14 protein-coding genes are annotated in these 18,745 nt (G+C 69.8%); 10 read left to right on the top strand and 4 right to left on the bottom strand.

Going from position 1 to position 18,745, the window contains the following annotated elements; all coding sequences use genetic code 11:
- Positions 1 to 33 precede the first annotated feature (33 nt).
- The 4 genes from P2PM1_RS11955 to P2PM1_RS11940 form a co-directional block, all read right to left on the bottom strand.
- Positions 34 to 1,686 carry an NTP transferase domain-containing protein gene (locus P2PM1_RS11955; RefSeq protein WP_186399207.1) on the bottom strand — a complete coding sequence of 551 codons (1,653 nt, stop codon included), beginning with the start codon at positions 1,684 to 1,686 and terminating at the stop codon, positions 34 to 36.
- A complete protein-coding gene (locus tag P2PM1_RS11950; protein WP_186399206.1) occupies positions 1,683 to 2,396 on the bottom strand; it encodes an XdhC family protein in 714 nt (237 codons plus the stop codon). The genes P2PM1_RS11955 and P2PM1_RS11950 overlap by 4 nt, the downstream gene beginning before the upstream one ends.
- 132 nt (positions 2,397 to 2,528) lie before the next feature.
- Positions 2,529 to 2,873, bottom strand: a complete 345-nt coding sequence (locus tag P2PM1_RS11945) for an XdhC family protein (RefSeq protein WP_186388736.1) — start codon at positions 2,871 to 2,873, stop codon at positions 2,529 to 2,531.
- 532 nt (positions 2,874 to 3,405) lie between these two features.
- Positions 3,406 to 5,019: a phosphoenolpyruvate carboxykinase gene (locus P2PM1_RS11940; protein ID WP_186399205.1), complete on the bottom strand. Its 1,614-nt coding sequence runs from the start codon at positions 5,017 to 5,019 to the stop codon at positions 3,406 to 3,408.
- 542 nt (positions 5,020 to 5,561) lie between these two features.
- Here P2PM1_RS11940 and P2PM1_RS11935 point away from each other — a divergent pair.
- From P2PM1_RS11935 to P2PM1_RS11890, 10 genes are all read left to right on the top strand, one after another.
- The gene (locus tag P2PM1_RS11935) at positions 5,562 to 6,965 is read left to right on the top strand and encodes an MATE family efflux transporter (RefSeq protein WP_186399204.1); all 1,404 of its coding nucleotides are present in this window, start codon (positions 5,562 to 5,564) and stop codon (positions 6,963 to 6,965) included.
- 108 nt (positions 6,966 to 7,073) lie between these two features.
- Positions 7,074 to 7,772, top strand: a complete 699-nt coding sequence (locus tag P2PM1_RS11930; RefSeq protein ID WP_186388739.1) for a response regulator transcription factor — start codon at positions 7,074 to 7,076, stop codon at positions 7,770 to 7,772.
- Between the two features lie 76 nt (positions 7,773 to 7,848).
- On the top strand, positions 7,849 to 9,690 hold the full coding sequence (locus P2PM1_RS11925; protein ID WP_186388740.1) for a sensor histidine kinase: 1,842 nt from the start codon (positions 7,849 to 7,851) through the stop codon (positions 9,688 to 9,690).
- Positions 9,687 to 10,157 (top strand): HPr kinase/phosphorylase, encoded by a 471-nt coding sequence (locus tag P2PM1_RS11920; protein ID WP_186399203.1) that lies wholly within the window; start codon positions 9,687 to 9,689, stop codon positions 10,155 to 10,157. Before P2PM1_RS11925 ends, P2PM1_RS11920 begins: the two co-directional genes overlap by 4 nt.
- A 251-nt stretch (positions 10,158 to 10,408) precedes the next feature.
- Positions 10,409 to 10,813 (top strand): PTS sugar transporter subunit IIA, encoded by a 405-nt coding sequence (locus tag P2PM1_RS11915; RefSeq protein WP_186388742.1) that lies wholly within the window; start codon positions 10,409 to 10,411, stop codon positions 10,811 to 10,813.
- A 24-nt stretch (positions 10,814 to 10,837) separates the two neighbouring features.
- The gene (locus P2PM1_RS11910) at positions 10,838 to 11,131 is read left to right on the top strand and encodes an HPr family phosphocarrier protein (RefSeq protein ID WP_186388743.1); all 294 of its coding nucleotides are present in this window, start codon (positions 10,838 to 10,840) and stop codon (positions 11,129 to 11,131) included.
- A gap of 962 nt (positions 11,132 to 12,093) precedes the next feature.
- Positions 12,094 to 13,491 carry an adenosylhomocysteinase gene (ahcY, locus tag P2PM1_RS11905; RefSeq protein ID WP_186388744.1) on the top strand — a complete coding sequence of 466 codons (1,398 nt, stop codon included), beginning with the start codon at positions 12,094 to 12,096 and terminating at the stop codon, positions 13,489 to 13,491.
- A 378-nt stretch (positions 13,492 to 13,869) separates the two neighbouring features.
- Positions 13,870 to 16,341, top strand: coding sequence for a PAS domain-containing sensor histidine kinase (locus P2PM1_RS11900; RefSeq protein ID WP_186399202.1), 2,472 nt, complete (start codon positions 13,870 to 13,872; stop codon positions 16,339 to 16,341).
- Between the two features lie 12 nt (positions 16,342 to 16,353).
- A complete protein-coding gene (gene tsaE / locus P2PM1_RS11895; RefSeq protein ID WP_186399201.1) occupies positions 16,354 to 17,910 on the top strand; it encodes a tRNA (adenosine(37)-N6)-threonylcarbamoyltransferase complex ATPase subunit type 1 TsaE in 1,557 nt (518 codons plus the stop codon).
- A gap of 66 nt (positions 17,911 to 17,976) precedes the next feature.
- A complete protein-coding gene (locus tag P2PM1_RS11890; protein WP_256376463.1) occupies positions 17,977 to 18,741 on the top strand; it encodes a nucleotidyltransferase family protein in 765 nt (254 codons plus the stop codon).
- The last annotated feature ends 4 nt before the right edge of the window (positions 18,742 to 18,745 follow it).

The raw sequence follows: 18,745 nt of genomic DNA, 5'->3' as shown, positions 1-18,745 counted from the left end.
ATCAGGGAGAAAACGTCAATCCTTTGAAGTTTTTCAGTTCGGTGACGCCGATGGCGACGGGGCTTCGCCAACCTCCGCCCCGGCCGCCGCCAGCGCCTCGCGCGTGTCGAGGTCGAGCCGCGCGGCCTCGCCGATCTCCACCTCGCGCAGCGCCGCGGCGTGCTGGCCGATCAGATGGCGGGCGCCGGTGTCGCCCTCCAGCCGCGCCAGCGCGTCGAAATGGCCGCGGTCCCACAGCACCGGATTGCCGCGCTTGCCGCCGGAAGTGGCGAGCACCAGGGTGACGCCCTCGTCCGGACGATAGGCCGTGATCAGCCGGTCGAGCACGGCCGCCGTGACGCCCGGCATGTCGGCGAGCAGGATCATCGCCGCGTCCGCGTCCGGCCTGAGCGCCTTGATGCCGGTGCGGATCGACGCGGCCATGCCCTCCGCATGGTCCGGATTGTGCGCCAGCGCGACGTCGAGCCCTTCAAGCGCCGCCTCGACCTCGGGCGCCATGTGGCCGGTCACCACGGTGAGGCGGGACAGCCCGCTTGCCAGCGCGGCCCTGGCGGCGATGCGCACCAGCGGCTCGCCGCCGATCCGCGCCAGCAGCTTGTTGACGCCGCCGGCCCGGCGCGACTGGCCGGCGGCGAGCAGGATGCCCTCGACCCGGCGCCGGCGCGGGTCCGCCGCCTGTGCCACCTCGCGCGGCATTTCGCGCGGTTGCGGCCGGGTGCCGATCTCCATCAACAGCCCGCCGACGCCCAGGCCGGTGATCTCCTGGCGCGTGACGGGCAGGTCCGCCATCAGCCGGTCGAGCACCCAGTCGAAGCCGTTTTCCTTGGGGCTGCGGGCGCAGCCCGGCGCGCCGAGCACCGGCACGCCGCCGACCTCGCCGACCAGCAGCAGGTTGCCCGGATCGACCGGCATGCCGAAATGGGTGATCGTGCCGCCGGCGCGCTCGATCGCGGACGGGATGACGTCGTCCCGGTCGACAATGGCCGAAGCGCCGAACACCAGCACCAGTTCCGCCCCGTCCGCGATCTGCGCCGCGATCGCCTCCGCCACCGCCTCCGTGTCGTGGGCGACGCGCGTTTCGCCCGCGAGCTGCGCTCCGTAGACGGCAAGGCGGCTCTCGGTGATCCGCCGGGTCTTGTCGAGGGTGGCGGGCTTGAGATGGGCAAGCTGCGTCGCCACCAGCGCGACGGGCCGCGCGCGGAACGGGGCGAGATGCACCGCCCCGCGCACGGTGTCGCAGGCGGCCTCCACATCGGCGCGCGGCGCGGCGAAGGGGATGATCTTGGCGGTCGCCACCATTCGCCCCCGGGTGACGCGGGCGAAGGCCGGCAGGGTCGCCAGGGTGATCGCCGGATCGATGCGGTTGGTCCGGTCGATCGCGTCCTTGTCGACCACCAGCACCCCGTCGGCATCCGCATGGAAATTGACCCGGCCGGTGAACGGCGGCTCCAGCGTCAGGCCGCCGCCGGACGCGGCCTTCGCGATGCGGTGCGCCGCCTCGTCCTCGTGGCAGTCATCCGGGCCGAGCCGGGCGGCGATGACCTCGGCGATCCCGGCCTTGAGGATCCGCGCGATGTCGTCGGCGGTGAGCCGGTGCCCCTTCTTCAGCGCACCGTCGGCAAGCCGCAGCGTGTGGGCGAGCAGGGCGCCCTCCGCGTCCCTCGTGGCAAGCGGGCCGAACTTCACGGCCGGCCTCCTTCTCCCTTGAGCTCGGGACCCTTGCGCAGCGCGGCGATGATGTTGGCGAGCACGGCGACGGCGATCTCGGCCGGCGAGGCGGCACCGATATCGGCGCCGATCGGTGCGTCGATGGCCTCGAAGGCATCCGGCGTCACCCCGGCCTCCTGCAGCCGCTCGCGGCGCTTGCCATGGGTCTTGCGGCTGCCGAGCGCGCCAACATAGAAGCAGCCGGCCGACAGCGCGGCGGCAAGCGGCACGTCGTCGATCTTCGGGTCATGGGTCAGGGCGGCGAGCGCGGTATAGGGATCGAGCGAGAGCTGCTCCAGCACATCGGCCGGCCATTCGGCGAGCAGCGTGCCGTCCGGGAATCGCTCGGGCGTCGCGAAGGCGGTGCGCGGGTCGACGACGGTCACGTCGAAGCCGGCGATCTGCGCCATCGGCACGAGAGCCTGGCTGATATGGACGGCGCCGATCAGCACGATGCGCGGCGGCGGCACGCTGACGGTCAGAAACGCCTGGCCGCCATCGGCCAGATCGACCAGCCCGGACTTGCCGGAGCGGAGCCTGGCGCGCAGTTCCGCCGCCAGCGGATCGACGTCCGCGATGTCGCTTGGGGCGACGAGGCGCTGGGCGCCGCTGCCGATCTCGGTGACGAGGATCGCCGGCTTGCGGCCGCTGCGGGCGGCGTTGAACCGGGCGAGGAGCTGTAGGTCCATGGGCGGGTCCTGGCGGGGTTGGTGTCTGGCTCTGCCGAAGTCTGGCTGTCTGAAGTCTGGCTGTCTGAAATCTGGCGACCGGATCGCCGGAGACTGCGCCGGACGGGCACGGCGGAGGCGGGTGCCGACGGTTCAGGCCGGCTGCGCCACCGGCTCGACATAGACGCGGATGCGGCCGCCGCAGGACAGGCCGACGCGCCAGGCGGTCTCGTCGGCGACGCCGAATTCCAGCATGGCGGGCCTGCCGGTCTCGATCACCTCGGCGGCCTCGGCGACGACCGCCCCCTCGACGCAGCCGCCCGACACGGAGCCTTCGAAATTCCCCTCCGCATCGATGACGAGATGCGCCCCGACCGGGCGCGGCGCCGAGCCCCAGGTCTCGATCACGGTGGCAAGGGCGACCCTGCGGCCCTCGCGCGTCCAGCTTTCGGCCAGCGCCAGCGGATCGGCGTCCGCCCGGATTGCATCCTGCTGCATGTCCGTCTCCTTGGTTGCCCCGAATATAGGCTCACCCCGGCGCGCTGCACAGGCGTCCTGTTGCTGGCCTTTGGTCGGAAGGGGGGGCGGAAGAGGGGTTGGAGCGAAGGGCGGCAGGTTGGGCGGGAGGAGCGGCGGAAACGACACGCCGATGCGCCCCTCCCACTCCGCTGTCGTCCCGGTTTCGGCAAAGCCGAAGACCGGGAACCAGTAACCACGGGGGGCGCGACCCTTGCCGTTGCGCGCCACCGGAGGGCCGGGGGCTGCTGCCGGCGCACACCCACCCGCCCCAGCGGATACTGGACGCCTGCCTGCGCAGGCGTGACAACCTTGGAGGTGGCGATGCGCTCCCGTCCCGCCCCCGCCGAGGGCGCCAATGGCTCCCGGCTCTGCGCTGACGCGACCCGGGCCTATTGGTTGCCAGAGCGGCGGCGGGGGTGCGCGGGCCGCTCCCCGCACGGGCGCCGCCCCAACGAAAAAGGGCGCCGCGAGGCTGCGGCGCCCTTCGGCATGTCTCGATTGCGCTGCGACGTTACTCGGCCGCGGCGCGGAAGGACGGGGCGGCGGCGAGGATCGCGCCGTCGACATGGCTTTCGAACTTGGCGAAGTTGCTGACGAACATGTCCACCAGCTTGGCGGCCTGCGCGTCATAGGCATCCTTGTCGGCCCAGGTCGAGCGCGGGTCGAGGATCGCCGCGTCGACGCCCGGTACCTCGACCGGAACGGCGAAGCCGAAATTCGCGTCCGTGCGGAAGGCGACATCGCGCAGCGACCCGTCCAGCGCGGCGGTGAGCAGCGTGCGGGTGGCGCGGATCGGCATGCGGTGGCCGGTGCCATAGGCGCCGCCCGTCCAGCCGGTGTTGACCAGCCAGCAGTCGACCTGATGCGCGGCGATCAGCGAGCGCAGCAGGTTGCCGTATTCGGACGGATGACGCGACATGAAGGGGGCGCCGAAACAGGTGGAGAAGGTCGCCTGCGGCTCGGTCACGCCCTTTTCGGTGCCGGCGACCTTGGCCGTGTAGCCCGACAGGAAATGATACATCGCCTGGGCCGGGGTCAGCCGGGCGATCGGCGGCAGCACGCCGAAGGCATCCGCCGTCAGCATGATGATGTTCTTCGGATGCGGCGCGCGCCCCGTCGGGCTGGCATTGGAGATGAAGTGGATCGGATAGGCGCAGCGGGTGTTCTCGGTCTTCGAGCCGTCGTCGAAGTCGGGCACGCGGGTGTCGGGATCAAGCACCACATTCTCCAGCACGGTGCCGAAGCGCTGGGTGGTGGCGTAGATCTCCGGCTCCGCCTCGGCCGACAGCTTGATCGTCTTGGCGTAGCAGCCGCCCTCGAAGTTGAAGACGCCGTCCGGTCCCCAGCCGTGCTCGTCGTCACCGATCAGCGTACGGGCCGGGTCGGCGGAAAGGGTGGTCTTGCCGGTGCCGGACAGGCCGAAGAACACCGCCGTGTCGCCCGTATCGCCGACATTGGCCGAGCAATGCATCGGCATCACCCGGCTGGCCGGCAGCAGGAAGTTCAGCATCGAGAAGACGGACTTCTTCATCTCGCCGGCATAGGAGGTGCCGCCGATCAGGACGATGCGGTTGGTGAAGTCGCAGGCGATCACCGTCTCGGTGCGGCAGCCGTGGCGCGCGGGATCGGCGCGGAAGCTCGGCAGGTCGATGATCGTCATTTCGGGCGCGAACTCGGCGAGCTCGGCGGCGTCCGGACGGATCAGCAGGTTGCGGATGAACAGGGAATGCCAGGCATATTCGGTGAAGACGCGGACCTTGATCCGGTGGACCGGGTCGGCGCCGCCGAAAAGGTCCTGGGCGTAGAGCGACATGCCCCTGGCATGGGCGGCCATGTCGGCATGAAGCGCGGCGAACTGCTCGGGGCTCATGGCGCTGGAATTGTCCCACCACACGGTGTCGCGGGTGGTGTCGTCGAGAACGATGAACTTGTCCTTCGGCGAGCGGCCGGTATGGACGCCGGTGTCGGCGACGAGGGCACCGCCCTCGGCAAGCACCGCCTCGTTGCGGCCAAGGGCGTGCTCGTAAAGCGCAGGCGCCGTGAGGTTGCGATAAAGTCCGCCGAGCTCCTTCAAGCCGCACATGCCCGCGTCTTTCGAAGACAGCTCTACGCCCTGATCCGCCATGTTCCCGAAATCCCTGTATCGTGTTGGTTCGCCCGGCCCGCCATGGGGCCGCTGATACTGCCGGTCGCCGCGCGTTCGCTCCTGTCGCGAGGTCGCAATATGACTCCGGTAGCGTTGACCCGCCGGCGGCCCTGTGCCGGCGCACGGAACGGCCGTCGACCTGTTTTTCAGGTCCGGCCCTGCTTTTCTTTTTCGCTTTTGGCAGTGCGAACCTAGTGGATGGCCCTGAAATCAACAAGCGCAACGAAGGTGGCAAGCTTGCGGCTAAATCGATTTAATTCCCCGTTTCTGCGAATATAATTATTTTTTAAGGAAAAATAATACACGCTCCGGCGCACTGGCTCGTGGAATACTCGTTTCATATCAGATCATTCGCGGATCATCCGTTCAAAGCCATGGGTTTTCGCGGGGAGGAGCCCCGAATTGGGGGGAAGAATCGGGGGGCTCGCGGCGAGGTATCCGCCGCGGCGATGACCGGCCCGGAGGTTTCGGCTATGGTCGCGGGCCCGATTGCCACCCGCCGCCTCCCTGTTCAGGCCCAGATGTCGACACCACGCAGGTCCACTCCCGCCCCGACCGGGCATCATCTCCGCGCCACCGTGGCGCTGGCGCTGCCGATCATCGTCTCGCGCGCGGCGCTGGTGGTGATGTTCACCGTCGACACGGTGATGGCGGGCCGGGCGAGCGCCGCCGACCTTGCCCATTTCGGCCTCGGCGTCGCGCCGCAGCTTACCTTGATGATGATCGCCGTCGGCGCGCTGCAGGCGACCGCGGTGCTGGCGGCGCAGGCGCTCGGCGCGGGCGATGCCCCGCGCGCCGGCGCGGTGCTGCGCGCCTCGCTCGCCCATGCGCTGGCGCTGGGTCTCTTCTGTCTCGTCCTGTCGCTGCTGGCCGAGCCGTTCTTCCGGGCGACCGGGCAGGAGGCGGACCTTGCCGCAGGCGCGGCGCGCGTCTCGCTCGCCTTCGGCTTCGGCATGCCGGGCATCCTCATTTTCGTCGCCTGCAACCTGTTCATGGAAGCGACGGGGCGGCCGAAGACCGGCATGGCGATCATGCTCGCCGCCAACCTCGTCAACGTGCCGCTGAACGCGCTCTTCGGCTATGGCTGGGGCGGGCTGTTCGCCGCCGGCGGGGCGGAAGGCATCATGCTGGCGAGCACCATTGCGCGCACGCTTGCCGGGGCGACCATCCTCGCCATCGTGCTGCGGCAGGCGGGGCGCGACGACAGGTTCCGCATCCTGCCGCGCCGCCGGGCCGGGCCTGCGCTGCTCGGCCTGTGGAGCGATCCGGACGCGCGCCTGCTGCGCCGGCTCGGCCTGCCGATGGGCCTTGCCCAGGGCGCGGAAAGCGCCGCCTTCGCCACCGTGGTGATGATGGCCGGCTGGCTCGGCACCGCCCAGCTTGCCGCCTATCAGACGACGATGAGCCTCGTGACGCTGACCTTCATGATGGCCATCGGCACCGGCGGGGCGACGGCGATCCTGGTCGGCCGCGCCTTCGGCGAGGGCGATGCGGCCAATGCCGGGCGCGCCGGCTGGGCCGGCATCGCGCTCGGCGCGCTGTGGCCGCTGCCGGTCGCCCTGCTGTTCCTGGTCTCGCCGGAGACGGCGGCGCGGGTGGTGACCAGCGACCCGCTGACCGTCGAGGCCGCCGCGCAGGCGCTGTTCGTCGCCGGCTTCATGCTGTCGCTCGATGCGTCGATGGCGGTGGCGATGGGCGCGCTGCGCGGCCTCGGCGACGTGTGGTGGCCGACCCTGTGGCAGACCGGCGCCTTCTGGCTGGTGGCGGTGCCGGCCGCCTATCTGATGGCGATCGGGCTGGAGGTCGGCGCGGGCGGGCTGATCGGTGGGCTGATCGCCGGGATCGTGGTGTCCTTCACCGGCCTTGCCCTGCGCTTCGCGCGCCAGAGCGCGATGCACCGGCTGTCGCCGGTGGTTCCGCTGTAGCGGCTGGCGGGCCCCGTCCGGCCTCGCCATAATTTATGCGCATTTGCACCGCCAAGGCTGGTAAACCAAGACGAGCGAACAAGAAGAACGGGTTCAGGGCTTTCGACCATGCCGACGATCGCACTCGTAGACGACGACCGCAACATCCTGACCTCGGTCTCCATTGCGCTGGAGAGCGAAGGCTACAGGGTCCATACCTATACGGACGGCTCCTCGGCCCTCGACCGGCTGATCACCGATCCGCCGGATCTTGCCATCTTCGACATCAAGATGCCGCGCATGGACGGGATGGAGCTGCTGCGCCGGCTGCGCCAGAAGTCGGACCTGCCGGTGATCTTCCTGACCAGCAAGGACGACGAGATCGACGAGCTGTTCGGCCTGAAGATGGGCGCCGACGACTTCATCCGCAAACCGTTCTCCCAGCGCCTGCTGGTCGAGCGCGTCAAGGCGGTGCTGCGCCGCGTGCAGCCGCGCGATCCCTCGACCAGCAAGCCGGAAAGCGACAAGCTGCTGGAGCGCGGCGACCTGGTCATGGATCAGGAGCGCCACACCTCGATGTGGAAGGGCCAGCCGGTGACGCTGACGGTCACCGAATTCCTGATCCTCTACGCGCTGGCGCATCGTCCGGGCGTGGTCAAGAGCCGCAATGCGCTGATGGACGCGGCCTATGACGATCAGGTCTATGTGGACGACCGGACCATCGATAGCCATATCAAGCGCCTGCGGAAGAAGTTCAAGCTGGTCGACGACAGCTTCGACATGATCGAGACGCTGTACGGCGTCGGCTACCGCTTCCGCGAGGGCTGAGGCGCGCGAGCGCGAAGACGCGGCCCGGAAACAGGGCACGAAGGCGTGGCCGGGAGCTCCCGGCCGGGGAAGGTGAATGGCGATCGAGGTGGACACGGGCGGGCAGGCGCATCGCGAGGCCGACCCGCGGCCGGCGTCCCCGGCACGGGCCGGGGACGGGCCGACGGCTGGGCGCGGCGAGACGGCCCCGCGCCGGCTCCGCCGCCGCATCCTGTCGCGGATCGGCGGCGCCCTGTCCCCCTACCTGACCTCCTCGCTGACCCGCCGCATCCTGGTGCTCAACCTTGCCGGCCTGTGCGCGCTGGTCGGCGGCATCCTCTATCTCAACCAGTTCCGCGCCGGACTGATCGACGCCCGCGTCCAGAGCCTGCTGACCCAGGGCGAGATCATCGCCGGCGCCATCGCCGCCTCGGCCACCGTCGAGACCGACGGGCTGATGGTCGATCCCGAGCAACTGCTGCAGCTCCAGGCCGGCGAGAGCGTCTCGCCGACCGATGCCTCGCGGCTGACCGACTTCCCGATCAACCCGGAACGGGTTGCCCCGGTGCTGCGCCGGCTGATCTCGCCGACGCGCACGCGGGCGCGGATCTACGATCCCGAGGGCATCCTGATCCTCGATTCCCGGCATCTTTACGCGCGCGGCCAGATCCTGCGCTTCGACCTGCCGCCGCCGACCGCGGAGGAACCCGGCATCTGGGACCAGATCTGGGCCGATGTGAAACTGTGGTTCCGCCGCGGCGACCTGCCGCTCTACGAGGAGATCGGCGCGGGCAACGGCCGCGCCTATCCGGAGGTCGAGGCCGCACTCGCCGGCTCGCCCGCCAGCGTCGTGCGCGTGTCCTCGCGCGGCGAGCTGATCGTCTCGGTGGCGGTGCCGGTGCAGCGCTTCCGCGCGGTGCTGGGCTCGCTGCTGCTGTCGACGCAAGGCGGTGACATCGACGCCATCGTGCGGGCCGAGCGCATCGGCATCGTCCGCGTCTTCCTCGTCGCCGCGACGGTGACGATGGTGCTGTCGATCCTGCTGGCCGGCACCATCGCCGGGCCGGTGCGCCGGCTGGCGGCGGCGGCCGAGCGGGTGCGCCGCGGCATCAAGTCGCGCGAGGAGATCCCGCAGTTTTCCGAGCGGCGCGACGAGATCGGCCATCTGGCGCGGGCCCTGCGCGACATGACCAACGCGCTCTACAACCGGATGGATGCGATCGAGACCTTCGCCGCCGACGTCGCCCACGAGCTGAAGAACCCGCTGACCTCGCTGCGCAGCGCGGTCGAGACGCTGCCGCTGGCCAAGCAGCCGCAGGCGCGCGCCCGGCTGATGGAGGTGATCCAGCACGACGTGCGCCGGCTCGACCGGCTGATCACCGACATTTCCGATGCCTCGCGGCTGGACGCGGAACTCGCGCGCGCCGACGCCGAACCCATCGACATCTCGACGCTGCTGCTCGGCGTCTGCGACCTTGCCAACGAGCGCGCGGCAAGCGGCGAGGCGCCGGTGGCGGTGCAGATCGCCCCCTCGCGGCGCGACCACCCCTATAGGGTGCTCGGCCATGACAGCCGCCTCGGCCAGGTGATCAACAACCTGATCGACAATGCCCGCTCGTTCTCGCCGCCGGGCGGCAGCGTGCGCATCGCCGCCAACCGCACCGCCGACATGGTCGAGATCACCGTCGACGACGACGGGCCGGGCGTGCGCCCGGAGCTGCGCGAGCGCATCTTCGAGCGCTTCTACACGGATCGTCCCGAATCCGAGGGCTTCGGCAACAATTCCGGCCTCGGCCTGTCGATCTCCCGGCAGATCGTCGAGGCGCATCGCGGCACCATCACCGTGTCGAACCGCGAGACGACGGACGCGAAGACCGGCGAGACCCGCGTCGAGGGCGCCCGCTTCACCGTGCGCCTGCCGGCCGAAAGCCGGGGATGAGCGGCGAGACGGTGCATGCCTCCTGCATCCTGGTCGGCAGCGCCGGCATCCTGATCCGTGGCCGCTCGGGCGCCGGCAAGTCGCGGCTCGGCGAGCGGATCCTCAGCGAGGCGCGCCTGCGCGGCCGGCTGGCGCTGGCGGTCGCCGACGACCGGGTGGCGCTCAGCGCCCGTTCGGACCGGCTGATCGCCACCTGTCCCCCCGCCCTGGCTGGCCTGTGGGAGCGGCGCGGGGAGGGCATTGTCGCCCTCGCCTTCGAGCCGCGCGCGGTGGTGCGGCTGGTGGTCGATCTGGTGCCGGAGGCGGAGCTGGAGCGGATGCCGGAGCCGGAGGCGAGGCGCGTGCAACTGTGCGGGGTCCCGCTTGCGCGCCTTGCCGTGCCGTGCGGCCGCGAGGGCGCTTCGGCCCTGCATGTGCTGGCGGTCCTGGCCGGAGCGGCCAGTGAGCGACAGGTGAGCGGCCAGTGAGCGACAGGTGAGCGGCGCGGGGCGGAAAGGCGGGGGGAGCTGGCGAAAAAGGCGGCGGCGGCGCCGATTTTTCTTGCACTGCAGCGTTCCCTTGCCGACATTGGGCGCCCGGCATCGAACGACCGGGAGCTGGGGGCCTCGATGCATGGCAGGTGGCGCGACCGGACAATCCGGGACCGTGCCGGGCGCCGTGCACAGGCCGCCGCGGACGAACACGCGACGGCAAACGACGGGCAAATGACGGACAGGGCATGATCGGACTCGTACTCGTTACGCACGGACGATTGGCAGTGGAATTCAAGTCTGCGCTGGAGCATGTCGTCGGTCCGCAGGAGCGGATCGAGACGATCTGCATCGGCCCGGACGACGACATGGAGCAGCGTCGGCAGGACATCCTTGCCGCCGTTGCGAGCGTCAATGACGGAGCCGGCGTCGTGCTGCTGACCGACATGTTCGGCGGCACGCCGTCGAACCTCGCGATCTCGGTGATGGACGGCACCAATATCGAGGTGATCGCCGGCGTCAACCTGCCCATGCTGATCAAGCTGGCGAGCCTGCGCGGCGAGACCCCCATCGCCGTGGCGGTCGACGAGGCGCGCAAGGCCGGTCAGAAATACATCTCCGTCGCCAGCCAGGTGCTGTCGGGCCAGGGATGAGGGGTCAGGGGTGACGGGGACGGGATGACGGACACGATGCAAGCTGTCGGACTCGTCCGCGACCTGATGATCGTCAATCGCCGGGGCCTGCATGCCCGCGCCTCCGCCAAGCTGGTGAAGCTGGTCGAGACGTTCGAGGCGCAGGTGATCGTGATGAAGGACGGCCAGACGGTCGGCGGCACGTCCATCATGGGACTGATGATGCTGGCGGCCAGCCCCGGCTGCTCGATCCGCGTTTCCGTGAGCGGGGCCGAGGCGGAGGCGGCGCTTGCCGCCATCGCCGAACTGGTCGAAAGCGGCTTCGGCGAAACCGACTGAGCCGCGCTGCCGGAGTCCTCGCCGGACGCGGCCGCTGGCCGGAAGGGCGGGGCCTGTTCGGGGCCGGAGAGGCGGGACCCATTGGCCCCCTCGGCAAGGTTGCGGCGGAACGCATCGCCACCTTCCACGGCTGTCACGCCTGCGCAGGCAGGCGTCCAGTATCCGCTGGGGTAGGCGGGCGTGCGAAGGCAGCAACCTCCAGCGTTCCGGCGGCAGCGCTGAGGCCTCACTGGAACCGTTCGGGGTTACTGGTTCCCGGTCTTCGGCTTCGCCGAAACCGGGACGACATCCTGTGGGTGGGGCGACCGGCGGAGGGTCGTTTCCGTTATCCCGCCACCGTCGTCCACCCTCGGACCTCACCCCTGGCGCGCGCTAGCGCGACCCGGGGGCCATTGGCTGCCAGAGCGGTGGCGAAAACGCGCGCGTCCCTCCCGTGTCCTTCTGCCCAATCGCGTCTTCCCACGTCTTCCCGGACGCACCACCCTCCCCGCGTCCTCCCGGACGGCGCGCAGCGCCGAGCCGGGATCGGCGAGCCGAGGGCCTGTCGGACGTGCTCCCGGCTGTCCCCACAACCGCCGTGCCTCCCCGGTTCCGGCTCGCGCTTCGCTTGGCCGGACGGGTGGCCGAGAGGAAGCCGGAGCCGAGCGCCAGGCCGCCGGATTTGCGAATGAAGCGGACATAAAGAAATCTTTATATCCTTATTGCTTTGTGCTGATTTCCGGCCTATAAAACCGGCGTCCGCCGGATGCTCGCGTCCGGCGCAAGCCGTTATCTGCGCCGAGCCCCGGACGAGGGTCCGGATGACACGGCGCCAGACAGGACCGGGACGCGCCCGGAAGGCCAGCGGACGGCCACAGGCGCCGCGTCGCGCGACGGCCGTCTGCGGGCAGGCGAATGCAGGTTCAAACAGCGACTGCGTCCAGCACGGCCGCAGTTTTCAACACAGTGAGCGGACGAGACCGATGACCACCGCAACCGACTACTACGTCAAGGACATCTCCCTGGCCGACTACGGCCGCAAGGAGATCGACATCGCCGAGACCGAGATGCCGGGCCTGATGGCCTGCCGCGAGGAGTTCGGCGAGAAGAAGCCGCTCAAGGGCGCGCGCATCGCCGGCTCGCTGCACATGACCATCCAGACCGCCGTGCTGATCGAGACGCTGGTGGCGCTCGGCGCCGAGGTCCGCTGGGCCTCCTGCAACATCTTCTCGACCCAGGACCATGCCGCCGCCGCCATCGCCGCCGCCGGCATCCCGGTCTTCGCCGAGAAGGGCGAGACCCTCGAGGAATACTGGGATTATTGCGACCGGATCTTCTTCTTCCCCGAAGGCACGGCCAACATGATCCTCGATGATGGCGGCGACGCCACCATGTATATCCTGCTCGGTGCCCGCGCCGAGGCCGGCGAGGACGTGCTCTCCAATCCGGGCTCGGAGGAGGAGAAGATCCTCTTCGCCCAGATCCGCAAGCGCATGGCGGCGAGCCCCGGCTGGTTCACCAGGCAGCGCGACGAGATCCGCGGCGTCTCCGAGGAGACGACGACGGGCGTCAACCGCCTGTACCAGCTCAAGGCCAAGGGCCTGCTGCCGTTCCCGGCGATCAATGTCAACGACAGCGTCACCAAGTCGAAGTTCGACAACAAGTACGGCTGCAAGGAAAGCCTCGTCGACGGCATCCGTCGCGGCACCGACGTGATGATGGCCGGCAAGACCGCCGTCGTCTGCGGCTATGGCGATGTCGGCAAGGGCTCGGCCGCCAGCCTTCGCGGCGCCGGCGCCCGCGTCAAGGTGACCGAGGTCGACCCGATCTGCGCCCTGCAGGCGGCGATGGACGGCTTCGAGGTCGTCACCCTGGAGACCGCCGCCCCGAGCGCCGACATCGTCATCACCACCACCGGCAACAAGGATGTGGTGACGCTCGACCACATGCGCTCGCTGAAGGACATGGCGATCGTCGGCAATATCGGCCACTTCGACAATGAGATCCAGGTTGAGGCGCTGCGCAACTACAAGTGGATCAACATCAAGCCGCAGGTCGACATGATCGAGTTCCCGGACGGCAAGCGGATGATCCTGCTGTCGGAAGGCCGCCTGCTGAACCTCGGCAACGCCACCGGCCATCCGAGCTTCGTGATGTCGGCCAGCTTCACCAACCAGGTGCTGGCGCAGATCGAGCTGTGGACCCGCCCGGATGCCTATGACAAGGACGTCTATGTCCTGCCGAAGCATCTCGACGAGCGCGTCGCCCGCCTGCACCTTGCCAAGCTCGGCGTCGAGCTGACCGAACTGACCCCGGCGCAGGCCGACTATATCGGCGTGAAGACCACCGGCCCCTACAAGCCGGAACATTACCGCTACTGATCGATCCCGCCGGTTTCCGGCGCAACCGGCAGGCACGGGGCCTGCCGGGCGGGGACGAACCCTTGAACGAGTGCGGAAACGGGGGCTGTGGATGACACGGCCCCCGTTTACTTTTCGGTAACGCACCCTTCTGCGCGATTCGCGTTTGCGTTATGGTCTTTGCGAATCAGGTGCTTCGTGAGGCAGAACTGGCGTGACGGCCCGTTGGCGGTGGCCTGAAGCGGGTGGCCCGAAGCGGGCGACCTGAAACGGATGACCTGAAACGGGCGACCCGATGCGGGCGCTGCGATGCGGGCGACCCGATACGGGCGACAGGGGAACGAGCGGATGCCGGCGGACGGCTGGGAACATGGGCGCGACCGCGCCGCATGGCGGGACATGAGTCGCAAGGCGCGGCTGGGTCTGTCGACCGCGCCGCTGGCCCTCGTCGCCTCCACCGGCCTGTGCCTTGCCCAGGACGCCGCTGCCACAACGCATCCGCTGCTGTCCGGATCCTTCACCCCTGAAAAAGTGGTGTGGATCGCCGCCATCGGCGGCGCCGTCGCCTTCGCGGTGACCGCCGCCGTCACCCTGATCCGCAACATGCGGGCCAATTCCGGAACGCTCAGCAGCGCCACCCAGACCAGCGCCCGGCTGGTCGCCCGGCTCGACCGGCTGGAAAGCCTGATCGCCTCCGACGACCAGCGCATCGTCATGTGGCAGCCCGGCGAGGACGAGCCCTTCGTCGCCGGCATGCTGGACGAGAGCTCCGGCGTGCCGCGCTCGCCCGCCAAGCTTCTCGCCTTCGGCTCCTGGCTGGAGGCGCGCGCCGCGGCCGCGCTCGACCAGGCGGTCGACCGGTTGCGCCAGCACGGCGAATCCTTCCGCATGACCCTGCCGACCCGGTCCGGCGGCATGGTCGAGATCTGCGGCCGCCTCGCCGCCAGCGCACCGGTGCTGCGGCTGCGCGACCTGACCGGCGAGCGCCGGTCGCAGGCCGTGATGGCCGAGCGCAACGGCGCCATGACCCGCGAGTTGCAGACCCTGCGGGCGCTGCTCGACGGCATATCCTCGCCCGCCTGGCTGCGCGACGAGGAGGGGGCGCTGGTCTGGGTCAATGCCGCCTATGCGCGGGCGGTGGAAACCGACAGCGGGGCGGCGGCGATCGAGGCCAGGGTCGAATTCCTCGACGCCAAGGGCCGCGGCCAGATCGAGCGCGGCCGCGACGAGAGCGGCCAGGCGCGCGCGCGCCTGCCGGCGGTGGCGGCCGGCGCCCGGCGGATCTTCGACGTCACCCAGATCTCGGTGGAGACCGGCTCCGGCGGCCTTGCCATCGATGTCAGCGAATTGGAGAACGTGCGCCAGGAACTCGGCCGCACCATCGACTTCCACGCCCGCACGCTCGACCAGCTCGCCACCGCCGTCGCGATCTTCGGCGCCGACCGGCGGCTGCAGTTCTACAACGCCGCCTTCCGCGCCCTGTGGGACCTCGACGCCAGTTTCCTGGAAAGCAATCCGACCGACGCGGCCCTGCTCGACGCCCTGCGCGCTGCGCGCAAGCTGCCCGAGCAGGCCGACTATCGCGGCTGGCGCAACAAGCTGCTGGAGACCTATACCTCGCTCGACGCGCGCGAGTTCTGGTGGCACCTGCCGGACGGACGTACCTTGCGCGTGATCGCCAACCCGCATCCGCAGGGCGGCGTCACCTATATCTACGAGAACGTCACCGAGCGGCTGGAGCTGGAAAGCCGCTACAACTCGCTGATCCGCGTCCAGGGCGAGACACTGGACAACCTGTCCGAGGCGGTGGCGGTGTTCGGCTCCGACGGGCGGCTTCGGCTGTGGAACCCGGCCTTCGAGACCATGTGGGACCTGGCCGACGAGCGGCTCGGCGACAGTCCGCACATCACCCGCGTCGTCGACATGGAGATGCTGGAGGAGGACGAGGCGGCGACCTGGCGCCAGCTCGTGACGGCGGTGACCAGCCTTGCCGACAACCGCGAGCCGGTGTCGGACCGGCTGGAGCGCGAGAGCGGCGAGGCGATCGACTATGCCACCGTGCCGCTGCCCGACGGCGGCACGCTGGTGACCTTCGTCAATGTGACGGACTCGGTCAATGTCGAGCGCGCCCTGCTCGACAAGAACGAGGCGCTGGAACAGGCCGACCAGCTCAAGAACGCCTTCATCCAGCACGTCTCCTACGAATTGCGCTCGCCGCTGACCAACATCATCGGCTTCGCCCAGCTTCTCTCCGACCCGAAATTCGGCCCGCTGACCGACAAGCAGGGGGAGTATGTCGACTACATCCTCTCCTCCTCCTCGGCGCTGCTGGCGATCATCAACGACATTCTCGATCTTGCCACCATCGATGCCGGCATCATGGAGCTCGACATTTCCTCGGTCGATGTCGCAAGGACCGTGCAGGCGGCGGTGGAGGGGCTGAAGGACCGGCTGGCCGACAGCGGCATCGCGCTGAAGCTGACCATCGCCGACGATGTCGGGGTGATCCAGGCCGACGAGCGGCGCCTGCGCCAGGTGCTGTTCAACCTGATCTCCAACGCGCTGCGCTTCTCCGATGTCGGCGGCACCATCGACGTCGCCTGCCTGCGCACGGCCAGCGCCATCGAGTTCCATGTTCGCGACCATGGCTGCGGCATCCCCGAGGACATGCTCGACCAGGTCTTCGCCCGTTTCGTCGGCCGCGATGCCGGCCAGCGCCGCCGCGGCGCCGGGCTCGGTCTGTCCATCGTCAAGAGCTTCGTCGAGCTGCATGGCGGCACGGTCTCCATCGAGTCGGAAGAGGGGGTCGGCACTTATGTCGTCTGCCGATTTCCCTTCGCTCCCGATGCCCTTCAGCACGCCGCCGAGTGACCGGCCCGCCGCATGAGCGACACCGGTCCCGTATCGTCCCGCCGGCAGGCGGAGCCCGACCCCGGCGCGATCGCCCTGTCCTGCGGCGATGAGGCGGCGACCCGCCGCCTTGCCGAGGACATCGCCATGCTGCTTGCCCCCGGCGACTGCCTGTGCCTCGTCGGCGATCTCGGCGCCGGCAAGTCGACCTTCGCACGGGCCCTGCTGCGGGCGCTCGCCGACGATCCCGCGCTGGAGGTGCCGAGCCCGACCTTCACCCTGGTCCAGACCTATCCGCTGCCCGCCCTGCCGGTCGCGCATTTCGACCTCTACCGGCTGGAGGACGAGGAGGAACTGGACGAACTCGGCCTCGACGAGGTGCTGGAGACCGGCGCCGCGCTGATCGAATGGCCGGAGCGGGCGGCCGCGCGCCTGCCGGGAAACCGGCTCATCTTGCGCCTCGCCGCCGGCGACACGCCGCAGGCGCGCGCGATCACCCTGCTGCCGCCGAACGAGGCTTGGCGCGCGCGGCTGGAGCGCACGCTGGCGATCCGCCGGCTGATCGAGGCGAGCGGATTTGCCGGCGCCAGCCGAAGGCGCTTTGCGGCGGATGCCTCGGCCCGCCGGTTCGAGACGGTGCAGGCGGGGGCGGATCGCGCGGTGCTGATCGATTCGGCGCCGCTGCCGCCGCAGCCGGTGCTGCGCGACGGGCTGAGCTATCGCCAGCTCGTGCACCTCGCCGACGGGGTCGACGCGGTGGTCGCCGTCACCGAGGCCTTGCGCGCGCGCGGCCTGCGCGCACCGCGCACCCTCGGCGCGGATCTTTCGGCCGGGCTGGTGCTGCAGGAGGATCTCGGTCGCGGCAGCGTCGTCGAGGCCGGCCGGCCGGTGGCGAAGCGCTATCTCGCCGCCGCCGAGCTGCTGGCAAGGCTCCATGGCGCGCCGCCGCAGGCGGATCTGCCGCTGCCGGATGCTTGCGGCGGCGGCAGCTACCGGCTGCCGCACTTCGACCCGCGGGCGATGCGGGTCGAGGCCGGACTGTTCCTCCAATGGTATCTGCCGCATATGGGGGAGACGGTGTCCGATGCCCTGGAAGAGACCTTCGCGGCCTGCTGGGCGCCGCTGTTCGAATGCGGGTCGCGGGACCGCAACTGGGTGCTGCGCGACTACCACTCGCCCAATCTGATCTGGCGCGAGGAGGGCGAGGGCACCGACCACCTCGGCCTTGTCGACACCCAGGACGCGATGATCGGCCCGGCCGCCTATGACGTTGCCTCGCTGGCGATGGACGCGCGCGTCGATGTGCCGGCGGAGCTGGAGCAGCAGATCGTCGAGCACTATCTCGCCCGGCGGCGCGAGACCTCGCCCGGCTTCGACGAGGCGGCGTTCCGCCGCGACTACGCCATCATGGGCGCGCAGCGGGCGACCAAGATCCTCGGCATCTTCACCCGGCTCGCCGTGCGGGATCGAAAGCCCGGCTACCTTGTGCATCTGCCGCGCGTGCGCGAGTATCTCACCCGCTGCCTGCGCCATCCCGAGCTTGCCGAACTGGCCGGCTGGTTCGACGGCCGCCTCGGCGAGACCGGCTGAGCGGGCCGGGCCCCGAGGCGGCGCGGGGCATCCAATCCAACGGCCAATCAACGGAAAGAGGCGGACTTGCAGGCAGATACGGATATCGGGGCGAGGAAACAGGCGGACGGTCCAGGCCCGAAGCGGGCCATCGTGCTGTCGGCCGGCATGGGCAAGCGCATGCGCCCGATCACCGCGACGACGCCCAAGCCGCTCGTCTCGATCGCCGGGCAGGCGCTGCTCGACCGGGCCTTCGACAAGCTGGTTGCCGCCGGCGTCGAGACCGTCGTCGTCAACGTGCATTACCTTGCCGATCTCGTCGAAGTGCATGCCCTGCGCTGGCAGGGGCCGCCCGACGTGCTGATCTCCGACGAGCGTGCCGAGCTGCTGGAAACCGGCGGCGGTGTCGTCAAGGCGCTGCCGCTGCTCGGCGAGGAGCCGTTCTACCTGCTCAATTCCGACAGCACCTGGATCGAGGGCGTGAGGCCCAATCTGGAGCATCTGGCAAGGCACTTCGACCCGCAGAAGATGGACGCCCTGCTGCTCTTGTCCGGTCTCGTCACCGCCGTCGGCTATGACGGCAAGGGCGACTTCGTGATGGATGGGGACGGACGCCTGGCGCGGCGGGCAGAGCGCGAGGTCGCGCCCTTCGCCTATGTCGGCGGGGCGATCCTGCATCCGCGCCTGTTCGACGGCGCGCCGGCCGGGGCCTTTTCGCTCAACCGCCTGTTCGACGCGGCGATCGAGCGCGGCACCCTGTTCGGCGTGCTGATGGAGGGGATCTGGCTGCATGTCGGCACGCCGGAGGCGATCGATGCCGCCGAGCGCGCCATCCGCGACAGCGCCGCCTGACGGC

The sequence above is a fragment of the Stappia sp. P2PMeth1 genome (genome assembly GCF_900185735.1).
GTDB lineage: Bacteria > Pseudomonadota > Alphaproteobacteria > Rhizobiales > Stappiaceae > Stappia.
This window is presented reverse-complemented; position numbering and strand designations above follow the sequence as displayed.